Origin of the sequence: Streptomyces sp. CA-142005, from assembly GCF_050942335.1 — a bacterium.
In the GTDB taxonomy this organism is placed as follows: domain Bacteria; phylum Actinomycetota; class Actinomycetes; order Streptomycetales; family Streptomycetaceae; genus Streptomyces.
Map to the genome: position 1 here is coordinate 6,662,468 of NZ_CP192078.1, position 18,268 is coordinate 6,680,735.

An 18,268-nucleotide genomic window follows, 5' to 3' on the forward strand; every position below is an offset into this window, starting at 1 on the left:
ACCACCGGGCCGCCCGGGCTGCCGTAGGTGCCTGCGTACGCGCTCACAGCTTCTCCTCCGACGCCTGGACGTACACCGTGCCGTTGCCGCTCAGCTCCAGCTGGAAGGCCTCGCCGGAGCCGCGGCCCACCATCTCGCGCCAGCCGAGCGCGGTGGACAGCCTGTTGCGGACCTCGCCGTGGTGGGCGACGTAGGCCTGCGGGTCGACGTGGACCGGGCGCTGCGGGGTGATCGGGAGCTCGAAGACGCCGCCGTGCGCCATCACGGCGACCGAGCCCTGGCCCTGGAGGGTGGTGGTGAACAGTCCCTGCCCGGTGACCTGGCCCCGGACCAGGCCCATCACGCCGCCCTGCGAGCCCATGAACATCGTGCCCTGCCGGAGCGTGCCCTCGAAGGCGAGCAGGCGGTCGGCCTCGACGTAGAGGGTGTCGCCGGTGAGGTGGATGACGTGGACGTGGTGGCCGCCGTGCCCGAAGAAGACGGTGCCGCTGCCCTCGACGGTCATCAGCGGGGTCGCCTCGCCCGTCACCCGGCGCCCGAGCATGGACATCAGCCCGCCCTGGCCGCCCTGGATGTTCGGGGTGAAGGACACGTCCCCCTTGTAGGCGAGCATCGCCCCGCGCTGACTGAACAGCCGCTGCCCGGGCAGCACGGTCGCCTCGACCATCTTCGAGTTGATCTCCCGGAACGTCATGGCTACAGATCCCCCGCGATCGTGTTCCGCTCGCTCGGCTGCACGTACACCAGCCCGTCGCCCTCGAAGCGGATCTGGAAGGCCTCGCCGCCACCCTCCCCGAAGAACGTGCGGAACGTCACTCCGGACTGGAAGGACTGCCGGACATCACCCTGGTGGGCGATGTAGGCACCCGGGTCGACGATCAGCGGGTACTGCGGGCTGACCCGGAGCACCACCGCCGGCCCGTCCGACATGATCGCCGCCTGCCCGTGCCCCTCGACGGTCGTCGTGAACAGGCCGTTGCCCTGCGAGGCGCCGCGCAGCCCGGTGAACGTCGTGCCCGTACGCAGCCCCGCGTCGGTCGCCAGCAGGTTGCTCGACTCCACGTACAGCTTGTCGCCCTGGAGACCGACCAGGTTGATCTCCGAGGCCCGGTCCGCGAACCAGCACGTGCCGTGCCCCTTCACCTCCATCACCGTCATCTGCTCGCCGGTGAGCCGCCGGGTCACCATCCCGCGCAGCCCCTCCCCGCCACCACTCAGCTTCTTGAAGCTCATCTGCCCGTCGTACGCGACCATCGAGCCGTTCTTCGCCTTCACGGCGTCCCCGGTCATGTCGACGGCGAGCACCTTGCTGCCCTGAAGTCGGAACATCGCCACGGAGCGAAAGTAGCGGCGCAGAGGGTGGACGGAACAGGGCCCATGGGTGGACACCGACCCTGAGCGGACCCCTAGGGCGACGGTTTGCTTCAATGGTGGAGCGCTTGTGCGTGCGTTCACAAACGGCAGCCCGCCACCGACGGACCGTAACCGCAGACCGTCGCGAACACTCCCACCGAAGGTGATCCGTGGACATCAAGACCGCCACCGCCCTCCGCCGCCTCCGCCTGGTCTCGGCCCCGGAGGCCGTGTCCTTCCTGATCCTCCTCGTCTGCTCGGTGCTGAAGCGGACCACGGACTTCAACGCGGTCCCCGTCATGGGCGCGGTCCACGGCGTTCTGTTCATCCTGTACGTGATCTTCTGGGCGGACGCCTGGAACCGCGCCAAGTGGCCGCTGAGGACGGGTCTCCTCTACTTCGTCCTCTCGGTGCTGCCCACCGGCGGCTTCTTCGCCGAGCGCAAGCTGCGCCGCGAGGCCGAGGACGCCGTGATCGCGGCCCGCGCCCGCAAGGAAGGAGTCGTGAACGCATGATCGTCGCCTTCTCCGTGACGCCGCTGGGCGTCGGCGAGGACGTGGGGGAGTACGTCGCCGACGCCGTCCGCGTGGTCCGCGAGTCGGGCCTGCCCAACCGCACCGACGCGATGTTCACCTCCATCGAGGGCGAGTCCTGGGACGAGGTCATGGACGTCGTCAAGCGCGCCGTCGCCGCCGTGGAGCAGCGCGCCCCGCGCGTGTCGCTCGTCCTCAAGGCCGACATCCGCCCCGGCGTGACCGACGGACTGACCTCCAAGGTCGAGACGGTCGAACGGCACCTGGCGCAGTAGGCGGCCCCCTTTTGAGCGGTCGCCCAGGGAGGTGTACGTTCCCCTCCTGATCATCCGAGCGATCGCTCAACTTCGCGCTCCGGCCTGGGGGAACAACACCATGGGTCTCTACCGGGAGACACACATACGCGCCGACCTCGACGAGCTGTGGGCGCGCACCCAGGACCCCGCCACGCGCCTGCGCTGGGACCTCCGCTTCAGGTCCATCGACCCCCTGCCGGGCGTGCCGGGCGAGCCCCGGCGCTTCACCTGCGCCTGGCGCGTCCTGCCGCTCCTCACCGTGCCCGGCACCGGCGTCGCCGCCGGCGAGAGGGACCGCCCCGACGGCACGCGCGTGTGCGCCCTGCGTTTCTCCTCCTCGCACCCGCTCTCCCCGATCGCCGAGGCGAGCGCCTACTGGCGTTACGTGCCAGACGCGCAGGGCGTGCGCCTGCTCACCGGGTACGCGTACCGCGCCCGCGGGGGCGCGTTCGGTGCGCTGGCGGACCGCCTGGTGCTGCGGCCGCTGACCGGCTGGGCCACGGGGTGGTCGTTCGACCGGCTCCGGTTGTGGCTGGAGCGCGGGATCACTCCCGAGCGGGCCCTGGTCAACTGGATCGCCGAGCTGGTGGTCCGTGCGCTGGTCCTCACGGTGTGTCTGACCGGGCTGGGGCTGGAGTCGCTGCTGCGGCTCTTCGGGTCCTTCGCCGACACCGTGGCCTATCTGTGCCCGCTGGTGCTGGTGCTCGCCGGGTCGCTCGCGGTCTTCAAGGCGCCGCTGGCCGGGACGCCCGCCGCCCGGCGGTGCCTGCGGGCACCGGTCACCCAGGCGCGTACGCCGCGGGTGCTGCGCCGGCTGGAGGCCGTTCCGGTCACGTGAGGGGTGGGGGCGCCGCGGAGTGCGGGTGCGCTGCGGCTGGCCCGCGCCCCTTCAGGCCGGCTGTCCTGCCGCGAGTGCCATGCCCAGCGGTGTCCGTTCGTACAGCACCTGGTGGCCGTATCGGCGCGCCGTCAGCAGGCCCGCGTCGCGCAGCACCGCCAGGTGGGCCGACACCGACGACGGCGCCAGTCCCAGCCGGTGGGCCAGGGCCGTGGTGGTCGCCGGTTCGTCCAGCGCGGTCAGCACCTCGGCCCGGTTGCGGCCCAGCAGCCGTACCAAGGCCTTGGGCGTCCGTCCGCCCGACTCCGTCCACAGGCCCGCGATCCCCCGGGCCGGGTAGACCAGCGTCGGCTGCCACGGGGGCTCGAAGCCGGTGACCACGTCGGGCCACGAGAACACGCTCGGCATCAGCACGAGCCCCTGGCCGGCCAGGGCGCGGGCGTGCTCGCCGTGCCCCGCGAGCGTCAGCGTGCGGCCGTCCCAGGACAGGCGGGTGTCCAGCTCGGGCAGCAGCGTGCCGAGGCCGACCTCGGCCAGGCGGCGGGAGTGGAAGGCCACGTCCGCCTCCAGCAGCGCCCGCAGCCGGGGCCAGTCCGGGGCGATCAGCACCCGCCAGGCCTCCTCCACGGCGTCCGCCAGCTCCTCGACCATCCGGGCCGGGTCCGCGAGCCAGGCGCGGCCCCGGGGCGACTCCAGCGCGCCGGGTGTGCAGGCCAGGGAGAGGGCGGTGTCCTCGCGGGCGGCTTCCGGATCGGACGCCCGTACGGCCGCGATCTCCTCCTCGAAGGGGGCGGCCGGCCCGAGCGGCGGCGCCCCGAGCCAGTCCGGCGAGTGCCCCCGCCGGGGCATCAGCAGCCACAGCGGGGCCAGGTCGAGCCCGGCCGCCGCCTGTCTGATCCGCCGCAGCCAGGGCGCCTGATAGGCGTGCCGGTCGGGCCGTTTCAGCGTCCGCACCGCCTCGTGCGTCTCCCACAGCGGGGAGATCGCGAACCGGCAGCGCAGGAAGTCGTCGTCGCCGAAGTGCAGCCGCGACGGCATGCGCACCCCCTCGAAGATTCGGCTGGAGCCGAAACTCTACGGCTCCCGGTGCGTCCCCGGGCACGCTGACCGGCATGTCCGCACCCACCCAGGCCGCCCCGGCGTCGGCCGGCTACGGCCGTGTCTTCGCCGTGCCCGAGTTCCGGGCCGTCTTCGCCGCGCACCTCCTGTCCATGCTCGGCGTGATCGTCAGCGAGATCGCGCTCTCCGTCCTCGTCTACGACCTCACCCGCTCGCCCCTGCTGAGCGCGCTCACCTTCGCGCTGGGCTTCCTGCCGTACGCCGTCGGCGGCATCCTGCTCGCGCCCGTCGCCGACCGCTTCCCGGCCCGGCGCGTGCTGGTCGTCTGCGACGTGGTGTGCGCCGGCTGTGTGGCCCTGATGACGGTTCCGGGCACCGGCATCGGGCTGCTGCTCGCGCTGCGCTGCGCGCTCGCCGTCGTCTCGCCCGTGTTCGCCGGCACCCGCATGGCCACGCTGGCCGACGTCCTCGGCGAGGGCGACCTGTTCGTCCTGGGCCGCTCCCTGCTGCGGATCGTCGCCCAGAGCGCCCTGCTCGTGGGCTACGGCCTCGGCGGTCTGCTGCTGACCGCCGTCAGCCCACGCCACGCCCTGCTGATCACCGTCGGCACCTTCCTTGCCTCCGCCGTCCTGCTGCGCTGCGGCACCCGGCACCGCCCCGCCCGCACGCGCCGGGGCGCGGACGCTCCGTCCGGCCCGCGCACGCCGCTGACCGGCCGCCGCGTGCGCGTCCTGCTGCTCGTGTTCTGGGTCCCGGCGGCGTTCTCGGTCGTACCCGAGGCGCTGGCGGCGCCGTACGCCGACGAGCTGGGCAGTGGCTCGGCGGGCCTCGGGCTGCTGATGTGCGCGCTGCCCGTGGGCACGGTGGCCGGCGAACTGTTCGCCGGGTCCAGGCTGGGGCCCGAGGCGCGCGAACGCATCGCCCTGCCGTTGCTGTGCCTGACCCTGCTGCCGTACCTCGGCTTCGCCCTGCGCCCCGGACTGGCCGCCTCCCTGGTGCTCCTGCTGCTGTCCGGGGCCGGGTCGGCGTACACGCTGGGCCTGGACCAGTGGTTCGTGCGGGCCGTGCCGGAGGAGCTGCGCGGGCGGGCCATGACCGTGCTGCACGCCGGGCTGATGACCGTGCAGGGCGTCGGCATGGCGCTGGCCGGTGTGGCGGCCCAGACGGTGGGGGTGCGTACGGCGGTGGCCGGGGCCGGAGTGGCGGGTGTGCTGTGCTGTTGCGCACTGGCCGGCGCGGTCCGGGCGACGGGAAGCGACCGAAAGCCGAGACGGGGCTGACCGGAATATGACCGGCCGGTAGGGTCTGATGACGTGCCGAAGCCACTCAGCCTCCCCTTCGACCCCATCGCCCGTGCCGACGAGCTCTGGAAGCAGCGCTGGGGAAACGTGCCGTCCATGGCCGCGATCACCTCGATCATGCGGGCCCAGCAGATCCTGCTCGCCGAGGTGGACGCGGTGGTCAAGCCGTACGGGCTGACGTTCGCGCGGTACGAGGCGCTGGTGCTGCTCACCTTCTCCAAGGCCGGCGAGCTGCCCATGTCCAAGATCGGCGAGCGGCTGATGGTGCATCCCACCTCGGTGACGAACACCGTGGACCGGCTGGTGAAGTCCGGGCTGGTCGCCAAGCGGCCCAACCCCAACGACGGCCGCGGCACCCTCGCCGTCATCACCGACAAGGGCCGCGAGGTGGTCGACGCGGCCACCCGCGACCTGATGGCGATGGACTTCGGGCTCGGCGTGTACGACGCGGAGGAGTGCGCGGAGATCTTCGCGATGCTCCGCCCGCTGCGCATCTCGGCGCACGACTTCGAGGACGAGTGACCCCGGGCAAGATCTGCCGGAACGGGTGGTTACGCTCGTTGGCATGAAGAAGAGCGTGCTGACCCGCTACCGCGTCATGGCCTACACCACCGGTGTCCTGCTGGTCCTGCTGTGCCTGAGCATGATCGCGAAGTACGGGCTGGACATCAGCGGTGCCGCCGACGTCACCCGGGTCGTCGCCATCGCCCACGGCTGGCTGTACGTCGTCTACCTGGTCGTCGCCTTCGACCTGGGCTCCAAGACGAAGATGCCGATCGGCAGGCAGCTGTGGGTGCTGCTCGCGGGGACGATCCCGACGGCCGCCTTCTTCGTCGAGCGCAGGATCAGCCGCGAGCTGGAGGCCAAGGTCGCCGACCAGGCCCCGGCCGTCGCCAAGGCGTAGGGGCGACCTTCGTCACACCGCCGTACGGGCCCCGTACGGCGGTCAGCCATCGACATTTACTAGGACGTCCAAGTAAATTCGATGGTATGGACGCTCACGCCATCGAGGAGGGCCGCCGGCGCTGGCAGGCCCGCTATGACGCCGCGCGCAAGCGCGACGCAGACTTCACCACGCTCTCCGGCGATCCCGTGGAGCCGGTGTACGGGCCCCGACCGGGCGACACGTACGAGGGATTCGAGCGGATCGGCTGGCCCGGGGAGTACCCCTTCACGCGCGGGCTCCATCCGACCGGCTACCGCGGGCGTACCTGGACGATCCGGCAGTTCGCCGGGTTCGGCAACGCCGAGCAGACCAACGAGCGGTACAAGATGATCCTGGCCGCCGGCGGTGGTGGTCTGTCCGTGGCCTTCGACATGCCCACGCTCATGGGGCGCGACTCCGACGACCCCCGCTCGCTCGGCGAGGTCGGCCACTGCGGGGTCGCCATCGACTCCGCCGCCGACATGGAGGTCCTGTTCAAGGACATCCCGCTCGGCGACGTCACCACCTCCATGACCATCAGCGGTCCGGCCGTGCCCGTCTTCTGCATGTACCTGGTCGCCGCCGAGCGCCAGGGCGTGGACCCGTCGGTCCTCAACGGCACGCTCCAGACCGACATCTTCAAGGAGTACATCGCGCAGAAGGAGTGGCTCTTCCAGCCCGAGCCCCATCTGCGCCTCATCGGCGACCTCATGGAGTACTGCGCCGCCGGCATCCCCGCCTACAAGCCGCTGTCCGTGTCCGGCTACCACATCCGTGAGGCGGGTGCGACGGCCGCGCAGGAGCTGGCGTACACGCTGGCCGACGGCTTCGGGTACGTCGAGCTGGGGCTCAGCCGCGGCCTGGACGTGGACGTCTTCGCGCCCGGCCTGTCCTTCTTCTTCGACGCGCACGTCGACTTCTTCGAGGAGATCGCCAAGTTCCGTGCCGCGCGCCGGATCTGGGCGCGCTGGATGCGGGACGTGTACGGCGCGAAGAGCGACAAGGCGCAGTGGCTGCGGTTCCACACGCAGACCGCCGGTGTGTCGCTGACGGCCCAGCAGCCGTACAACAACGTCGTCCGTACGGCCGTGGAGGCGCTGGCTGCCGTCCTCGGCGGGACGAACTCGCTGCACACCAACGCGCTCGACGAGACCCTCGCGCTGCCCAGCGAGCAGGCCGCCGAGATCGCGCTGCGCACCCAGCAGGTGCTGATGGAGGAGACCGGCGTCGCCAACGTGGCGGACCCGCTGGGCGGTTCGTGGTACGTCGAGCAGCTGACGGACCGGATCGAGGCCGACGCGGAGAAGATCTTCGACCAGATCAAGGAGCGGGGCCTGAGGGCCCACCCGGACGGGCAGCACCCGATCGGCCCGGTCACCTCCGGGATCCTGCGCGGGATCGAGGACGGCTGGTTCACCGGCGAGATCGCCGAGTCCGCCTTCCGCTACCAGCAGGCGCTGGAGAAGGGCGACAAGAAGGTCGTCGGCGTCAACGTCCACACCGGGTCCGTCACCGGGGACCTGGAGATCCTGCGGGTCAGCCACGAGGTGGAGCGGGAGCAGGTACGGGTGCTCTCCGAGCGGAAGGCGGCGCGGGACGAGGCCGCGGTGCGCTCCGCACTGGAGGCGATGCTGAGTGCCGCGCGGGACGGCTCCAACATGATCGAGCCGATGCTGGACGCGGTGCGGGCCGAGGCGACGCTCGGCGAGATCTGCGGGGTGCTGCGGGACGAGTGGGGCGTGTACACGGAGCCCGCCGGCTTCTAGGCGCCCGGCGCCGTTCTCGGCCGGGGCGGGCGCGGCTACGCCGCGCCCGTCAGGCCCAGCAGCAGCACGCGCGTGAAGTCGCGCACCCACTCCTCGTCCGCCGGTTTCCCGCTCACCAGCGTGCGGTGGACCACCGCGCCCGCGACCACGTCGAAGATCAGGTCCACCGTGCGGGCGGACTCCTCCGGGTCGGGTTCCGGGGGGAGTTCGCCCCGCCTCTGGGCGCGGGCGCGGCCCTCCAGGACCAGGCGCATCTGGCGCTCCACGATGGAGGCGCGGATGCGCTCGCGCAGCGCGTCGTCGCGGGTGGACTCGGCGACCAGCGCCATCAGGCCACTCTTGGCCTCCGGACGGGCCAGGATGGCCGCGAACTGCAGGACCACGCCCTCGATGTCGGCGGCCAGGCTGCCGCGGTCGGGAAGCTCCAGCTCGTCGAAGAGTTCCGCCACCGCGTCGCACACCAGCTCGGGCTTGCCGGCCCAGCGGCGGTACAGCGTCGTCTTCGCGACCCCGGCCCGGGTCGCCACGTCCCCCAGGGTGAGCTTGGACCAGCCCAGTTCCACCAGCGCCGCCCGGGTCGCGGCCAGGATCGCGGTGTCCGCGGCGGCGCTGCGCGGGCGCCCGGTACGGCTGGCGGGAGTGCGGCTCTGCATCCCTCGACCATAACCGGCGGGATCTGTGCGGTCGTGAGGGAGATCACCGGGCAGTGGTGTCGCGCGGGGTCCGCATGGCATTACGCTACGAGTCGTAGCGAAAGCGCGTGAGGCTCGTGAGGGACGTACACGGGGCGCACGCGAGTGGTGACCACGGGGGCGTGGGGTGGGGACCCGGCGCCCGCGCACGGCACTTTTTCATTCCGGCGCGGTGACGGGGGAGGATAGACGCATGCAGCCACGGAACATGTCCATGAGCGGCGTCGTCGACCTCGCCGCGGTGAAGGCGGCCCAGGAGGCCAAGGCCAAGGCCGAGCAGACGCGCGCCGAGGTCGCCCGGCAGGGCGGCACGGGAGCCGTCGCCCCGGCCGATCTCGTCATCGACGTCGATGAGGCGGGCTTCGAGAGGGATGTCCTCCAGCGCTCCGCCGAGGTCCCCGTCGTGATCGACTTCTGGGCCGAGTGGTGTCAGCCCTGCAAGCAGCTGAGCCCGGTCCTGGAGCGGCTGGCCGTCGAGTACAACGGGCGCTTCCTCCTCGCCAAGATCGACGTCGACGCCAACCAGATGCTGATGCAGCAGTTCGGGGTGCAGGGCATCCCGGCCGTGTTCGCCGTTGTGGCCGGACAGGCGCTGCCCCTGTTCCAGGGGGCGGCCGGCGAGCAGCAGATCCGGCAGACCCTGGACCAGCTGGTGCAGGTGGCCGAGCAGCGGTTCGGCCTCACCGGTCTGACCGTCGACCCGGACGCGCAGCCGGGCCAGGAGGCCGCGCAGCAGCAGGTGGGGCCGTACGACGCGGCGTTGAACGCGGCCGCGGAGGCGCTGGACGCGGGAGACCTGGGCGGCGCGATCCGGGCCTACCAGAACGTGCTGGCCGACGACCCGGCCCACCCCGAGGCCAAACTCGGCCTGGCGCAGGCCGAGTTGCTGCAGCGGGTGCAGGGCTTCGACCCGCAGAAGGTCCGTCAGGAGGCCGCGGAGAAACCGAAGGACGTCGAGGCGCAGATCGCCGCCGCCGACCTGGATCTGGTGGGCGGCCATGTCGAGGACGCCTTCGGGCGGCTGATCGAGACCGTGCAGCGTACGGTGGGTGACGACCGGGACACCGTGCGGCGCCGGCTGCTCGAACTGTTCGAGGTCGTGGGGTCCGAGGATCCGCGCGTGGTGGGCGCACGAAGGGCCCTGGCGCGCGCCCTGTTCTGACCAGTCGCTAAACGCCACGGCTTGTGATGCCGGGGTGAAAGGTTTGCCGACGAGTCGTCACGACGGCTCTGCTTTACCAAATCTTGGTAATCGCGCAAACTGTTACTCGGAGTAAGTCGAAGCCGTTGGTCTGTCTGGTTTGATCCAGAGATCAACGGCTTTGCTCTGCCCTTGGATGCCACCCAGCGTCGCGCTCCGAGACCGGTCGGTCGTCCTCCGGTTATCCGGCCGTTACTAGCCAGTAACGAACCCCCTTGTGCCCGGGCCGAGAATGCACCACGATCGGCGACGCTCGGTCCATTCCCGTACCCCGGCAGCCGGTCGGGTCACGGGAGAATCTGGGTCCCCACCGAGCAGAGCCGGCGGCAGTGGCGTCGGCTCTAGGGCAGGGGGGTCTTCGTCCACTCGGCGAAGCCTGTCCAGCAAGGTTGTGCGTGATGCGTGTCAGGCGCGACCAGTGGTTGTCGCTCGGGGGTGATCGCCGGTGATTCGGGCGCGGTTCGCGCCGCCGAGCGCGGGCGCTCTCCTTCCCGAGGACGTAGCACTTCTCCCATCCCTGCCTGGCTGAGCCGCGATTCCGGGGCGAGTCCGGGCCAGGAGATGTACGTCCGAGAAGGAGGAAATATGGAGTCCCAGGTGCGTGGCGGGACCAGATGGAAGCGGTTCGCTGTGGTCATGGTGCCCAGCGTTGCCGCGACGGCCGCGATAGGTGTCGCCCTCGCGCAGGGCGCTCTCGCCGCTTCGTTCAGCGTGTCCGGTCAGTCGTTCAAGGTGACCGCCGACTCGCTCGAGGGCAAGGGTTTCGAGCAGTACGGCGCCCTCGACAACGGCTATGAGCTGAACGGCAAGAAGACGCTCCACCCGGTGGCCGTCTCGGCGTTCACTCACGCCGAGATCACCAACCTGTGCCAGTCCGTGGTCACGCCCGACGTGCCGATCTTCGGCAAGGTCAGCCTGATCCTGCGGGCCGGTGGCCCGGGGCACGACAAGGTCGAGGCCGACCGGATCTACATCGACGTCGCGGACCTCAACGCCGACGCCACCTTCAACAACATCGACATCGGTGTGGCCGCCAAGGACGCCAGCAAGGGTCCGGGCATGAAGGGCGGGGGCGAGCAGGCCAACCCGTACGGTTTCGCACAGCAGGCCGACTCGGCCACGCTGACCGGCGTGAAGCAGACGGCATGGGCGACCACCGCGGGCACCTTCAAGCTCAGTGGTCTTCACATGTCGCTGTCGACCGACGGCGCGGAGTGCTACTAAGCACTTGTTGACGGGCGGGGGAGCCGATGGCGCCCCCGCCCGTCCCCTCTCCGGCCGCGTTTTCACACGCGGCACACATCACCACCACAGCAACGCCGCACCAGGGAGCTGTTTTCCATGAGCGCCGAGACTCCTGCCGCCGCGCCCGGCCAGTTCACCCGCCGGAGGCTGCAGTTCCGCGCCTGGCGGGGCACGCGTCCGTTCTGGGCCGGCCTGTACGTCCTGCTCAGCGGTCTTCCGATCATCTACTTCCCCTACTTCCATCTCCAGATCGGTCATCTGACGCTGGCGATGGCGACGACGGCGGGAGCGGGATCCCTGATCATCGGCGTACTGCTCATCGTCCTGGGCATCAGCCTCTGGTTCCAGAAGCACGTACGGACGTTCGCGGGCATCGCTGCGATCCTGCTGGCGCTGGTGTCTCTGCCCGTTTCCAACTTCGGCGGCTTCATCATGGGCTTCCTGCTCGCCCTCATCGGCGGGGCGATGGCCGTGTCGTGGGCGCCGGGCGCGCCTGAGCAGCCGCAGCCGCTCGCCGAGGCGGCCCCGGACGAGGGCGGTGCCCCGCAGGCCGCACCGCTGCCCGGGCAGCGCACGGACGCGGTGAAGTCGAACGACCTGTCAGGAACGAGCCCGGCCAACGGGGCGAACGGGAGGCACAGTGCCGGCTGACGAGGTGACCCGCGGGACCGATGTGGACGGGTCCCGCGCGAGAACCGGGCCCCGCCACGCGGCACCCAGGAAGCCGCTGTTCACCAGGTTCCACATGCCGGCCGGGAAGGCCATAGCCTCCGTGGCGATGCCGACGGCGGTGCTGATGGGCATGGGCTTCACGTCCTCGCTGGCCCTCGCGGCCGGCAACGGCAGCAGCCCGTCCCCGTCGCCGACGTCCAAGAGCCTGACGGCGGACGAGTACAAGGACTGCGTGACGGCGCTGGACGCGTCCAAGGACGCCTCGTCGTCGCCCTCGCCGTCGGCCTCCAAGAGCGGTGACACGGCCACGCCGTCGCCCTCGGCGAGCGCCGACGCCAAGGACTCGAAGGACACGCAGTCCGGCGACTCGGGCAAGACCTCTTCGCCGGATTCAGGTTCCGGCGACAAGGCCACGCCCCAGCCGACCGCGACCTCCGGCTCCGGCTCGGACTCGGGCTCGGACTCGGGCTCCGGCTCGTCGGGTTCCGGCGCCGACACGGCCACCCCCACCCCGTCGGCGTCCAAGAGCAGCGGCGGCCTGCTGGGCACCCTCGGCGACACGCTCGGCGGCATCCTCGACGGTGGCAGCTCGGACTCCGGCGGCTCCTCCGCGAGCCCGTCGCCGTCCGCGACGCCGTCGGCGAGCGCGTCGCCGGACTCCTCGGCGAAGCCGGACTCGTCGTCGACCGGTTCCAAGCTGTCCGACACCGTCGACGACACCGTCTCCAAGGCCACCAAGACGGTCGGGGACACGGTGAAGAAGACCACCGACACGGTCTCCAAGACGGCCGGGGACGCCACCAAGACGGTCCAGGACGCGGCCGGGTCGGCCACGCCGAGCCCGTCCGCGAGCTCCTCGACCTCGGCGGAGGACTGCCCGGCGGCCACGACCGACGAGGGCGGCGTCGACAACAAGGTGCCGGTGGCCGACGACCCCTGGTACCTCAGCGCCAGCTCGCTGCTGCTCAAGGGCGCCGACTACCAGGGCATCGTCCAGGTGAAGACGGCGTCCGGCACCACCAAGAAGGTGCTGAAGTACGTCATCTCCGACGGCACGGACATCGGCGACCTGCACCAGACGGTGAAGGACAAGCTCTCGGGCAAGACCTACCACGTGCAGGCGGCCAAGGGCTCGACCTCCACCATCCGGGGCGGCTCCACGGTGATGTACACCGAGAGCATCTCGGGCAACCTGTTCGGTCTGATCCCGATGACGTTCACGCCCGACAGCCCGCCCCCGCTGAACCTCCCGCTGATCTACTTCACCAACGTCCACGTGGTCCAGGCGGCACAGTTCGGCGGCAACCTGCACGTGCCCGGCATGCACGTGTACACGACCGACTGACCGGTCCTGCAAAGCCCGTTCGGGAGCCGCACACAGCTGAGGGCGCCCCCCTGGTCCAGGGGGGCGCCCTCAGCGCCGTACAAGGCCCTTGTGGGGCTCGTCAGTTGTTCTGGCTGCCACCGAGGTGGTGGACGCGCAGCATGTTGGTGGTGCCGGGGACGCCGGGGGGCGAGCCGGCGGTGATGATGACCGTGTCGCCCGCGTCGAAGCGGCCCAGCCGGGCGACCTCCTGGTCAACCAGGTCGACCATCTCGTCCGTGGTGTTCACGAACGGCACGACGTGCGGCTCCACACCCCAGCTCAGGGTGAGCTGGTTGCGGGTGCCCTCGTCGGTGGTGAAGGCGATGATCGGCTGGGTGGCGCGGTAGCGGCAGAGCCGGCGCGCGGTGTCACCGGACTGGGTGAAGGCGACCAGGCCCCGGCCGCCGAGGAAGTCGGCGATCTCGCAGGCCGCGCGGGCCACCGAACCGCCCTGGGTGCGCGGCTTCTTGCCCGGCACCAGCGGCTGCAGGCCCTTGGAGAGCAGCTCCTGCTCGGCGGCCTGGACGATCTTCGACATCGTCTTGACCGTCTCGACCGGGTACGCGCCCACGCTGGACTCGGCCGACAGCATGACCGCGTCGGCGCCGTCCAGGATCGCGTTGGCCACGTCGGAGGCCTCGGCGCGGGTCGGACGGGAGTTGGTGATCATCGACTCCATCATCTGGGTCGCCACGATCACCGGCTTGGCGTTGCGCCGGCACAGCTCGATCAGGCGCTTCTGCACCATGGGGACCTTCTCGAGCGGGTACTCGACGGCGAGGTCGCCGCGGGCGACCATCACGCCGTCGAACGCCATCACGACGTCCTCCATGTTCTCCACCGCCTGCGGCTTCTCCACCTTGGCGATGACCGGGACCCGGCGGCCCTCCTCGTCCATGACGCGGTGCACGTCGTGGACGTCCTTGGCGTCCCGGACGAAGGACAGCGCGACCAGGTCGCAGCCCATGCGGAGGGCGAAGCGCAGGTCCTCGACGTCCTTCTCGCTCAGCGCGGGCACGTTGACGGCCGCGCCGGGCAGGTTGATGCCCTTGTGGTCGGAGACGACACCGCCCTCGATGACGATCGTCTTCACCCGGGAGCCCTCGACGTCCAGGACCTTCAGCTCGACGTTGCCGTCGTTGATCAGGATCTGGTCGCCGCGCGAGACGTCGCCCGGCAGCCCCTTGTACGTCGTACCGCAGATGCTCTTGTCGCCGGGCACGTCCTCGGTCGTGATGAGGAACTCGTCACCGCGCTCGAGCTCGACCGGACCCTCGGCGAAGGTCTCCAGGCGGATCTTCGGGCCCTGCAGGTCGGCTAGGACGCCGATGGGCCGGCCGGTCTCCTTGGACGCGGCCCGGACGCGGTCGTACCGCGCCTGGTGCTCGGCGTGGGAGCCGTGGCTGAAGTTGAACCGGGCCACATTCATGCCCGCCTCGATCATGGCGACGAGCATCTCGTGGGAGTCGACCGCGGGGCCGAGAGTACAGACGATTTTCGAACGGCGCATGGGGCGATCCTATCGGTTTGTTTCGCTACGGAATATTCCGTCTGGCGGAAGATACAAATGAGTGCCGCACCGCTCAGGTGCTGCTATTCAGTTCTTCTTTCCGACCAGTGCGTAGGTCTGCGTCGCGATCTCCAGTTCTTCATCCGTCGGAACCACGGCCACCGCCACCCGTGCCGACTCCGGCGAGATCAGCCGCGGCTCGCCGGAACGCACCGCGTTCAGCTCCGGGTCGACCGCCAGGCCGAGGCCCGCCAGGCCCGCGATCGCCGCCTCCCGCACGGGCGCGGCGTTCTCGCCGACGCCGGCCGTGAACGCGACCGCGTCCACCTTCCCCAGTACGGCGTAATAGGCGCCGATGTACTTCTTGAGCCGGTGAATGTAAATGTCGAACGCGAGAGCGGCTTCTTCGTCACCCTCGTCGATCCGGCGGCGGATCTCCCGCATGTCGTTGTCCCCGCACAGACCGAACAGACCGCTCCTCTTGTTGAGGAGAGTGTCGATCTCGTCCATGGACATTCCGCCAACCCGGGCCAAATGGAAGATGACGGCCGGATCCACATCACCGGAGCGCGTACCCATCACCAGGCCCTCCAAAGGAGTGAGCCCCATGGAGGTGTCCACGCACCGGCCCTTCTCCACCGCGGACGCCGAGGCGCCGTTGCCCAGGTGCAGCACGATCACGTTGACCTCGGACGGGTCCTTGCCCAGCAGCCGCGCGGTCCGCCGGGAGACGTACGCGTGCGAGGTGCCGTGGAAGCCGTAGCGGCGGATGCGGTGCCGGTCGGCGATCTTCGGGTCGAGCGCGTAGCGCGCCGCCGACTCCGGCATCGTCGTGTGGAACGCGGTGTCGAAGACGGCGACCTGGGGCAGGTCGGGGCGCAGCGCCCGGGCGGTGCGGATGCCGGTGAGGTTGGCCGGGTTGTGCAGCGGGGCGACCGGGATCAGCCGCTCGATCTCGCTGAGCACCTCGTCGTCGATGACGGTCGGCTCGGTGAAGAACATGCCGCCGTGCACCACCCGGTGCCCGATCGCGGCCAGCTCCGGCGAGTCCAGGCCGAGGCCGTCCCGGCTCAGCTCCTCGGCGACCGCCTTGAGCGCGGCGTCGTGGTCGGCGATCGGCCCGGTGTGCTCGCGGTTGTCGCCGGAGGTGAGGCAGGTGTGCTTGAGCCGGGAGGTCTGCTCGCCGATGCGCTCCACCAGACCGACGGCGAGCCGGGCGGTGTCACGCATGTCGAGCAGCTGGTACTTCACCGACGAGGAGCCGGAGTTCAGGACGAGGACGCGGCTCGCCGCGGGATTCTCTGACACGGTGATTCGGATGCTCTCTGTACTCAGTTGGCGGGCGTCTGGGCCTGGATCGCCGTGATGGCGACGGTGTTCACGATGTCCTGGACGAGCGCGCCCCGGGACAGGTCGTTGACCGGCTTGCGCAGACCCTGCAGGACCGGTCCGACGGCGATCGCGCCGGCCGAGCGCTGCACGGCCTTGTAGGTGTTGTTGCCGGTGTTGAGGTCGGGGAAGATCAGCACGCTGGCCTGCCCCGCGACCTCGGAGCCGGGCAGCTTGGTCGCGGCGACGGACGGCTCCACGGCCGCGTCGTATTGGATCGGACCCTCGATCTTCAGGTCGGGCCGCCTGCTGCGCGCCAGCTCGGTGGCCTCGCGCACCTTCTCGACGTCGGCGCCCGAGCCGGAGGTGCCGGTGGAGTACGACAGCATGGCGATCCTCGGCTCCACGCCGAACCGCGCGGCCGTACCGGCGGACTGGATGGCGATGTCCGCGAGCTGCTCGGCGTTCGGGTCCGGGTTGACCGCGCAGTCGCCGTAGACCAGCACCTTGTCGGCCAGGCACATGAAGAAGACGGACGAGACGATCGACGACTCGGGCTTCGTCTTGATGATCTCGAAGGCGGGCCGGATGGTGGCCGCCGTGGAGTGCACCGAGCCGGAGACCATGCCGTCGGCCAGGCCCTCCTGGACCATCAGGGTGCCGAAGTAGTTGACGTCCGACACGACGTCGTAGGCCAGCTCGACGGTGACGCCCTTGTGGGCCCGGAGCTGGGCGTACTTCTCGGCGAAGGAGTCGCGCAGCTCGGAGGTGGCCGGGTCGATCAGCCGGGTGTCGCCGAGGTCGATCCCGAGGTCGGCGGCCTTCTTGCGGATCTGGTCCTCGGGCCCGAGCAGGGTCAGGTCGCACACGCCCCGGCGCAGCAGCACCTCGGCCGCGTGCAGCACCCGCTCCTCGGTGCCCTCCGGCAGCACGACCCGCCGCTTGTCGGAGCGGGCCTGCTCCAGCAGCTTGTGCTCGAACATCATCGGGGTGACCCGGTCGCTGCTGGGGGCGCTCACGCGCGCGGCCAGCCCGGCGGTGTCGGCGTACCGCTCGAACAGACCCAGCGCCCGCTCCGCCTTGCGCGGGGTGGCCGCGTTCAGCTTGCCCTCCAGGGAGAACAGCCGCTCTGCGGTGGGGAAGCTGGTGCCTGTCACGGAGAGCACCGGGGTGCCCGGGGCGAGGCGGGCGGCGAGGGTGAGGACCTCCTCGCTCGGCACCTCGTTCAGGGTGAGCAGGACGCCGGCTATCGGCGGGGTGCCGGCGCTGTGCGCGGCCAGCGAGCCGACGACCAGGTCGGCGCGGTCACCCGGGGTCACCACCAGGCAGCCGGGGGTCAGGGCGCCCAGCAGGTTGGGCAGCATGGCGCCGCCGAAGACGAAGCCGAGGGCGTCCCGGGCGAGCCCGGAGTCGTCGCCGAGCAGCACCTTGGCGTCCAGGGCGTGGGCGATCTGGGAGACGGTCGGCGCGGACAGCGCGGGCTCGTCGGGGACGACGTAGCAGGGCACCGGCAGCCGGTTCGCGAGCCGCTCGGCGATCTCGTCGCGGTCCTCGCGGGCCACCCGGTTGGTGACCATCGCCAGCACGTCGCAGCCCAGGCCGTCGTAGGCGCGGTAGGCGTTGCGGGTCTCGGCGAGCACCGACTCGGTGGTCTGCCCGCGGCCGCCGACCACCGGGATCACGGAGGCGCCGAACTCGTTGGCGAGGCGGGCGTTCAGGGACAGCTCGTCCGGCAGCTGGGTGTCGGCGAAGTCGGTGCCGAGGACGAGGACGACGTCGTAGTCGCGCGCGACCAGGTGGAAGCGGTCGACCAGCGCGGACACCAGCTCGTCGGTGCCCTGCTCGGCCTGGAGCGCGGACGCCTCGTGGTAGTCCATGCCGTAGACGGTCGCCGGATCCTGCGAGAGGCGGTACCGCGCCCGCAGCAGCTCGAACAGCCGGTCGGGGCCGTCGTGCACGAGCGGACGGAACACGCCCACCCGGTCGACCTGCCGGGTCAGGAGCTCCATGACCCCCAGCTCCACGACCTGGCGGCCGTCACCGCGGTCGATCCCGGTCACGTACACGCTGCGCGTCACGCGTCCACTCCGTTTCTCATGTCGTGTGACCTGTATGTCTTGAATGTCGCGTCGTCGGCATAAAAATCGCCCACCAAGGTGAGCAGAACCCTCTTGACAATACC

General features: G+C 70.7%; 18 protein-coding genes. 11 read left to right on the plus strand and 7 right to left on the minus strand.

From position 1 onward, the window contains the following. Positions 1 to 43: 43 nt before the first annotated feature. Positions 44 to 694: an AIM24 family protein gene (locus ACQPXS_RS31190; RefSeq protein ID WP_433452594.1), complete on the minus strand. Its 651-nt coding sequence runs from the start codon at positions 692 to 694 to the stop codon at positions 44 to 46. A 2-nt stretch (positions 695 to 696) separates the two neighbouring features. After that, the gene (locus ACQPXS_RS31195) at positions 697 to 1,329 is read right to left on the minus strand and encodes an AIM24 family protein (protein WP_351800234.1); all 633 of its coding nucleotides are present in this window, start codon (positions 1,327 to 1,329) and stop codon (positions 697 to 699) included. 194 nt (positions 1,330 to 1,523) lie between these two features. Between ACQPXS_RS31195 and ACQPXS_RS31200 the strand changes: the two genes are divergently transcribed. From ACQPXS_RS31200 to ACQPXS_RS31210, 3 genes are all read left to right on the plus strand, one after another. After that, entirely contained in the window at positions 1,524 to 1,868 is a 345-nt protein-coding gene (locus ACQPXS_RS31200; RefSeq protein ID WP_351800032.1) for a DUF3817 domain-containing protein, read from the plus strand. After that, positions 1,865 to 2,161 (plus strand): MTH1187 family thiamine-binding protein, encoded by a 297-nt coding sequence (locus ACQPXS_RS31205; RefSeq protein ID WP_351800035.1) that lies wholly within the window; start codon positions 1,865 to 1,867, stop codon positions 2,159 to 2,161. Before ACQPXS_RS31200 ends, ACQPXS_RS31205 begins: the two co-directional genes overlap by 4 nt. Before the next feature lie 100 nt (positions 2,162 to 2,261). After that, positions 2,262 to 3,020, plus strand: coding sequence for a hypothetical protein (locus ACQPXS_RS31210; RefSeq protein WP_351800038.1), 759 nt, complete (start codon positions 2,262 to 2,264; stop codon positions 3,018 to 3,020). Positions 3,021 to 3,071: 51 nt separating this feature from the next. On the opposite strand, the gene ACQPXS_RS31215 is transcribed toward ACQPXS_RS31210, so the two are convergent. Beyond that, positions 3,072 to 4,058: a DUF5937 family protein gene (locus ACQPXS_RS31215; protein ID WP_433452596.1), complete on the minus strand. Its 987-nt coding sequence runs from the start codon at positions 4,056 to 4,058 to the stop codon at positions 3,072 to 3,074. Between the two features lie 74 nt (positions 4,059 to 4,132). Between ACQPXS_RS31215 and ACQPXS_RS31220 the strand changes: the two genes are divergently transcribed. The 4 genes from ACQPXS_RS31220 (at position 4,133) to ACQPXS_RS31235 (ending at position 8,071) form a co-directional block, all read left to right on the plus strand. Continuing rightward, on the plus strand, positions 4,133 to 5,359 hold the full coding sequence (locus ACQPXS_RS31220) for an MFS transporter (protein WP_433452597.1): 1,227 nt from the start codon (positions 4,133 to 4,135) through the stop codon (positions 5,357 to 5,359). A gap of 33 nt (positions 5,360 to 5,392) precedes the next feature. Beyond that, complete coding sequence (locus ACQPXS_RS31225) at positions 5,393 to 5,902, plus strand: MarR family winged helix-turn-helix transcriptional regulator (protein ID WP_351800046.1); 510 nt, start codon at positions 5,393 to 5,395, stop codon at positions 5,900 to 5,902. Between the two features lie 43 nt (positions 5,903 to 5,945). Further along, entirely contained in the window at positions 5,946 to 6,284 is a 339-nt protein-coding gene (locus tag ACQPXS_RS31230) for a DUF3817 domain-containing protein (protein ID WP_351800049.1), read from the plus strand. A gap of 86 nt (positions 6,285 to 6,370) precedes the next feature. Next, a complete protein-coding gene (locus tag ACQPXS_RS31235) occupies positions 6,371 to 8,071 on the plus strand; it encodes an acyl-CoA mutase large subunit family protein (RefSeq protein ID WP_356310300.1) in 1,701 nt (566 codons plus the stop codon). A 35-nt stretch (positions 8,072 to 8,106) separates the two neighbouring features. Here the strand turns inward: ACQPXS_RS31235 and ACQPXS_RS31240 are convergent, their stop codons facing one another. Beyond that, complete coding sequence (locus tag ACQPXS_RS31240) at positions 8,107 to 8,724, minus strand: TetR/AcrR family transcriptional regulator (protein WP_351800054.1); 618 nt, start codon at positions 8,722 to 8,724, stop codon at positions 8,107 to 8,109. A gap of 232 nt (positions 8,725 to 8,956) precedes the next feature. Between ACQPXS_RS31240 and ACQPXS_RS31245 the strand changes: the two genes are divergently transcribed. The 4 genes from ACQPXS_RS31245 to ACQPXS_RS31260 all read left to right on the plus strand — a co-directional run bounded on the left by ACQPXS_RS31245 (position 8,957) and on the right by ACQPXS_RS31260 (position 13,226). Beyond that, entirely contained in the window at positions 8,957 to 9,925 is a 969-nt protein-coding gene (locus tag ACQPXS_RS31245; protein ID WP_433452599.1) for a tetratricopeptide repeat protein, read from the plus strand. 624 nt (positions 9,926 to 10,549) lie between these two features. Beyond that, positions 10,550 to 11,188 carry a DUF6230 family protein gene (locus tag ACQPXS_RS31250; RefSeq protein ID WP_356310304.1) on the plus strand — a complete coding sequence of 213 codons (639 nt, stop codon included), beginning with the start codon at positions 10,550 to 10,552 and terminating at the stop codon, positions 11,186 to 11,188. Positions 11,189 to 11,305: 117 nt separating this feature from the next. Next, entirely contained in the window at positions 11,306 to 11,860 is a 555-nt protein-coding gene (locus tag ACQPXS_RS31255; protein WP_351800062.1) for a DUF6114 domain-containing protein, read from the plus strand. After that, complete coding sequence (locus ACQPXS_RS31260; protein ID WP_433452601.1) at positions 11,850 to 13,226, plus strand: hypothetical protein; 1,377 nt, start codon at positions 11,850 to 11,852, stop codon at positions 13,224 to 13,226. The genes ACQPXS_RS31255 and ACQPXS_RS31260 overlap by 11 nt, the downstream gene beginning before the upstream one ends. 100 nt (positions 13,227 to 13,326) lie before the next feature. Here ACQPXS_RS31260 and pyk read toward each other — a convergent pair whose 3' ends face one another. From pyk to pta, 3 genes are all read right to left on the minus strand, one after another. Next, a complete protein-coding gene (gene pyk / locus ACQPXS_RS31265) occupies positions 13,327 to 14,757 on the minus strand; it encodes a pyruvate kinase (protein WP_433452603.1) in 1,431 nt (476 codons plus the stop codon). Positions 14,758 to 14,844: 87 nt separating this feature from the next. Beyond that, positions 14,845 to 16,065 carry an acetate kinase gene (locus ACQPXS_RS31270; protein WP_433452604.1) on the minus strand — a complete coding sequence of 407 codons (1,221 nt, stop codon included), beginning with the start codon at positions 16,063 to 16,065 and terminating at the stop codon, positions 14,845 to 14,847. 23 nt (positions 16,066 to 16,088) lie between these two features. Then, a complete protein-coding gene (gene pta, locus ACQPXS_RS31275) occupies positions 16,089 to 18,164 on the minus strand; it encodes a phosphate acetyltransferase (RefSeq protein ID WP_433452606.1) in 2,076 nt (691 codons plus the stop codon). Positions 18,165 to 18,268 lie beyond the last annotated feature (104 nt).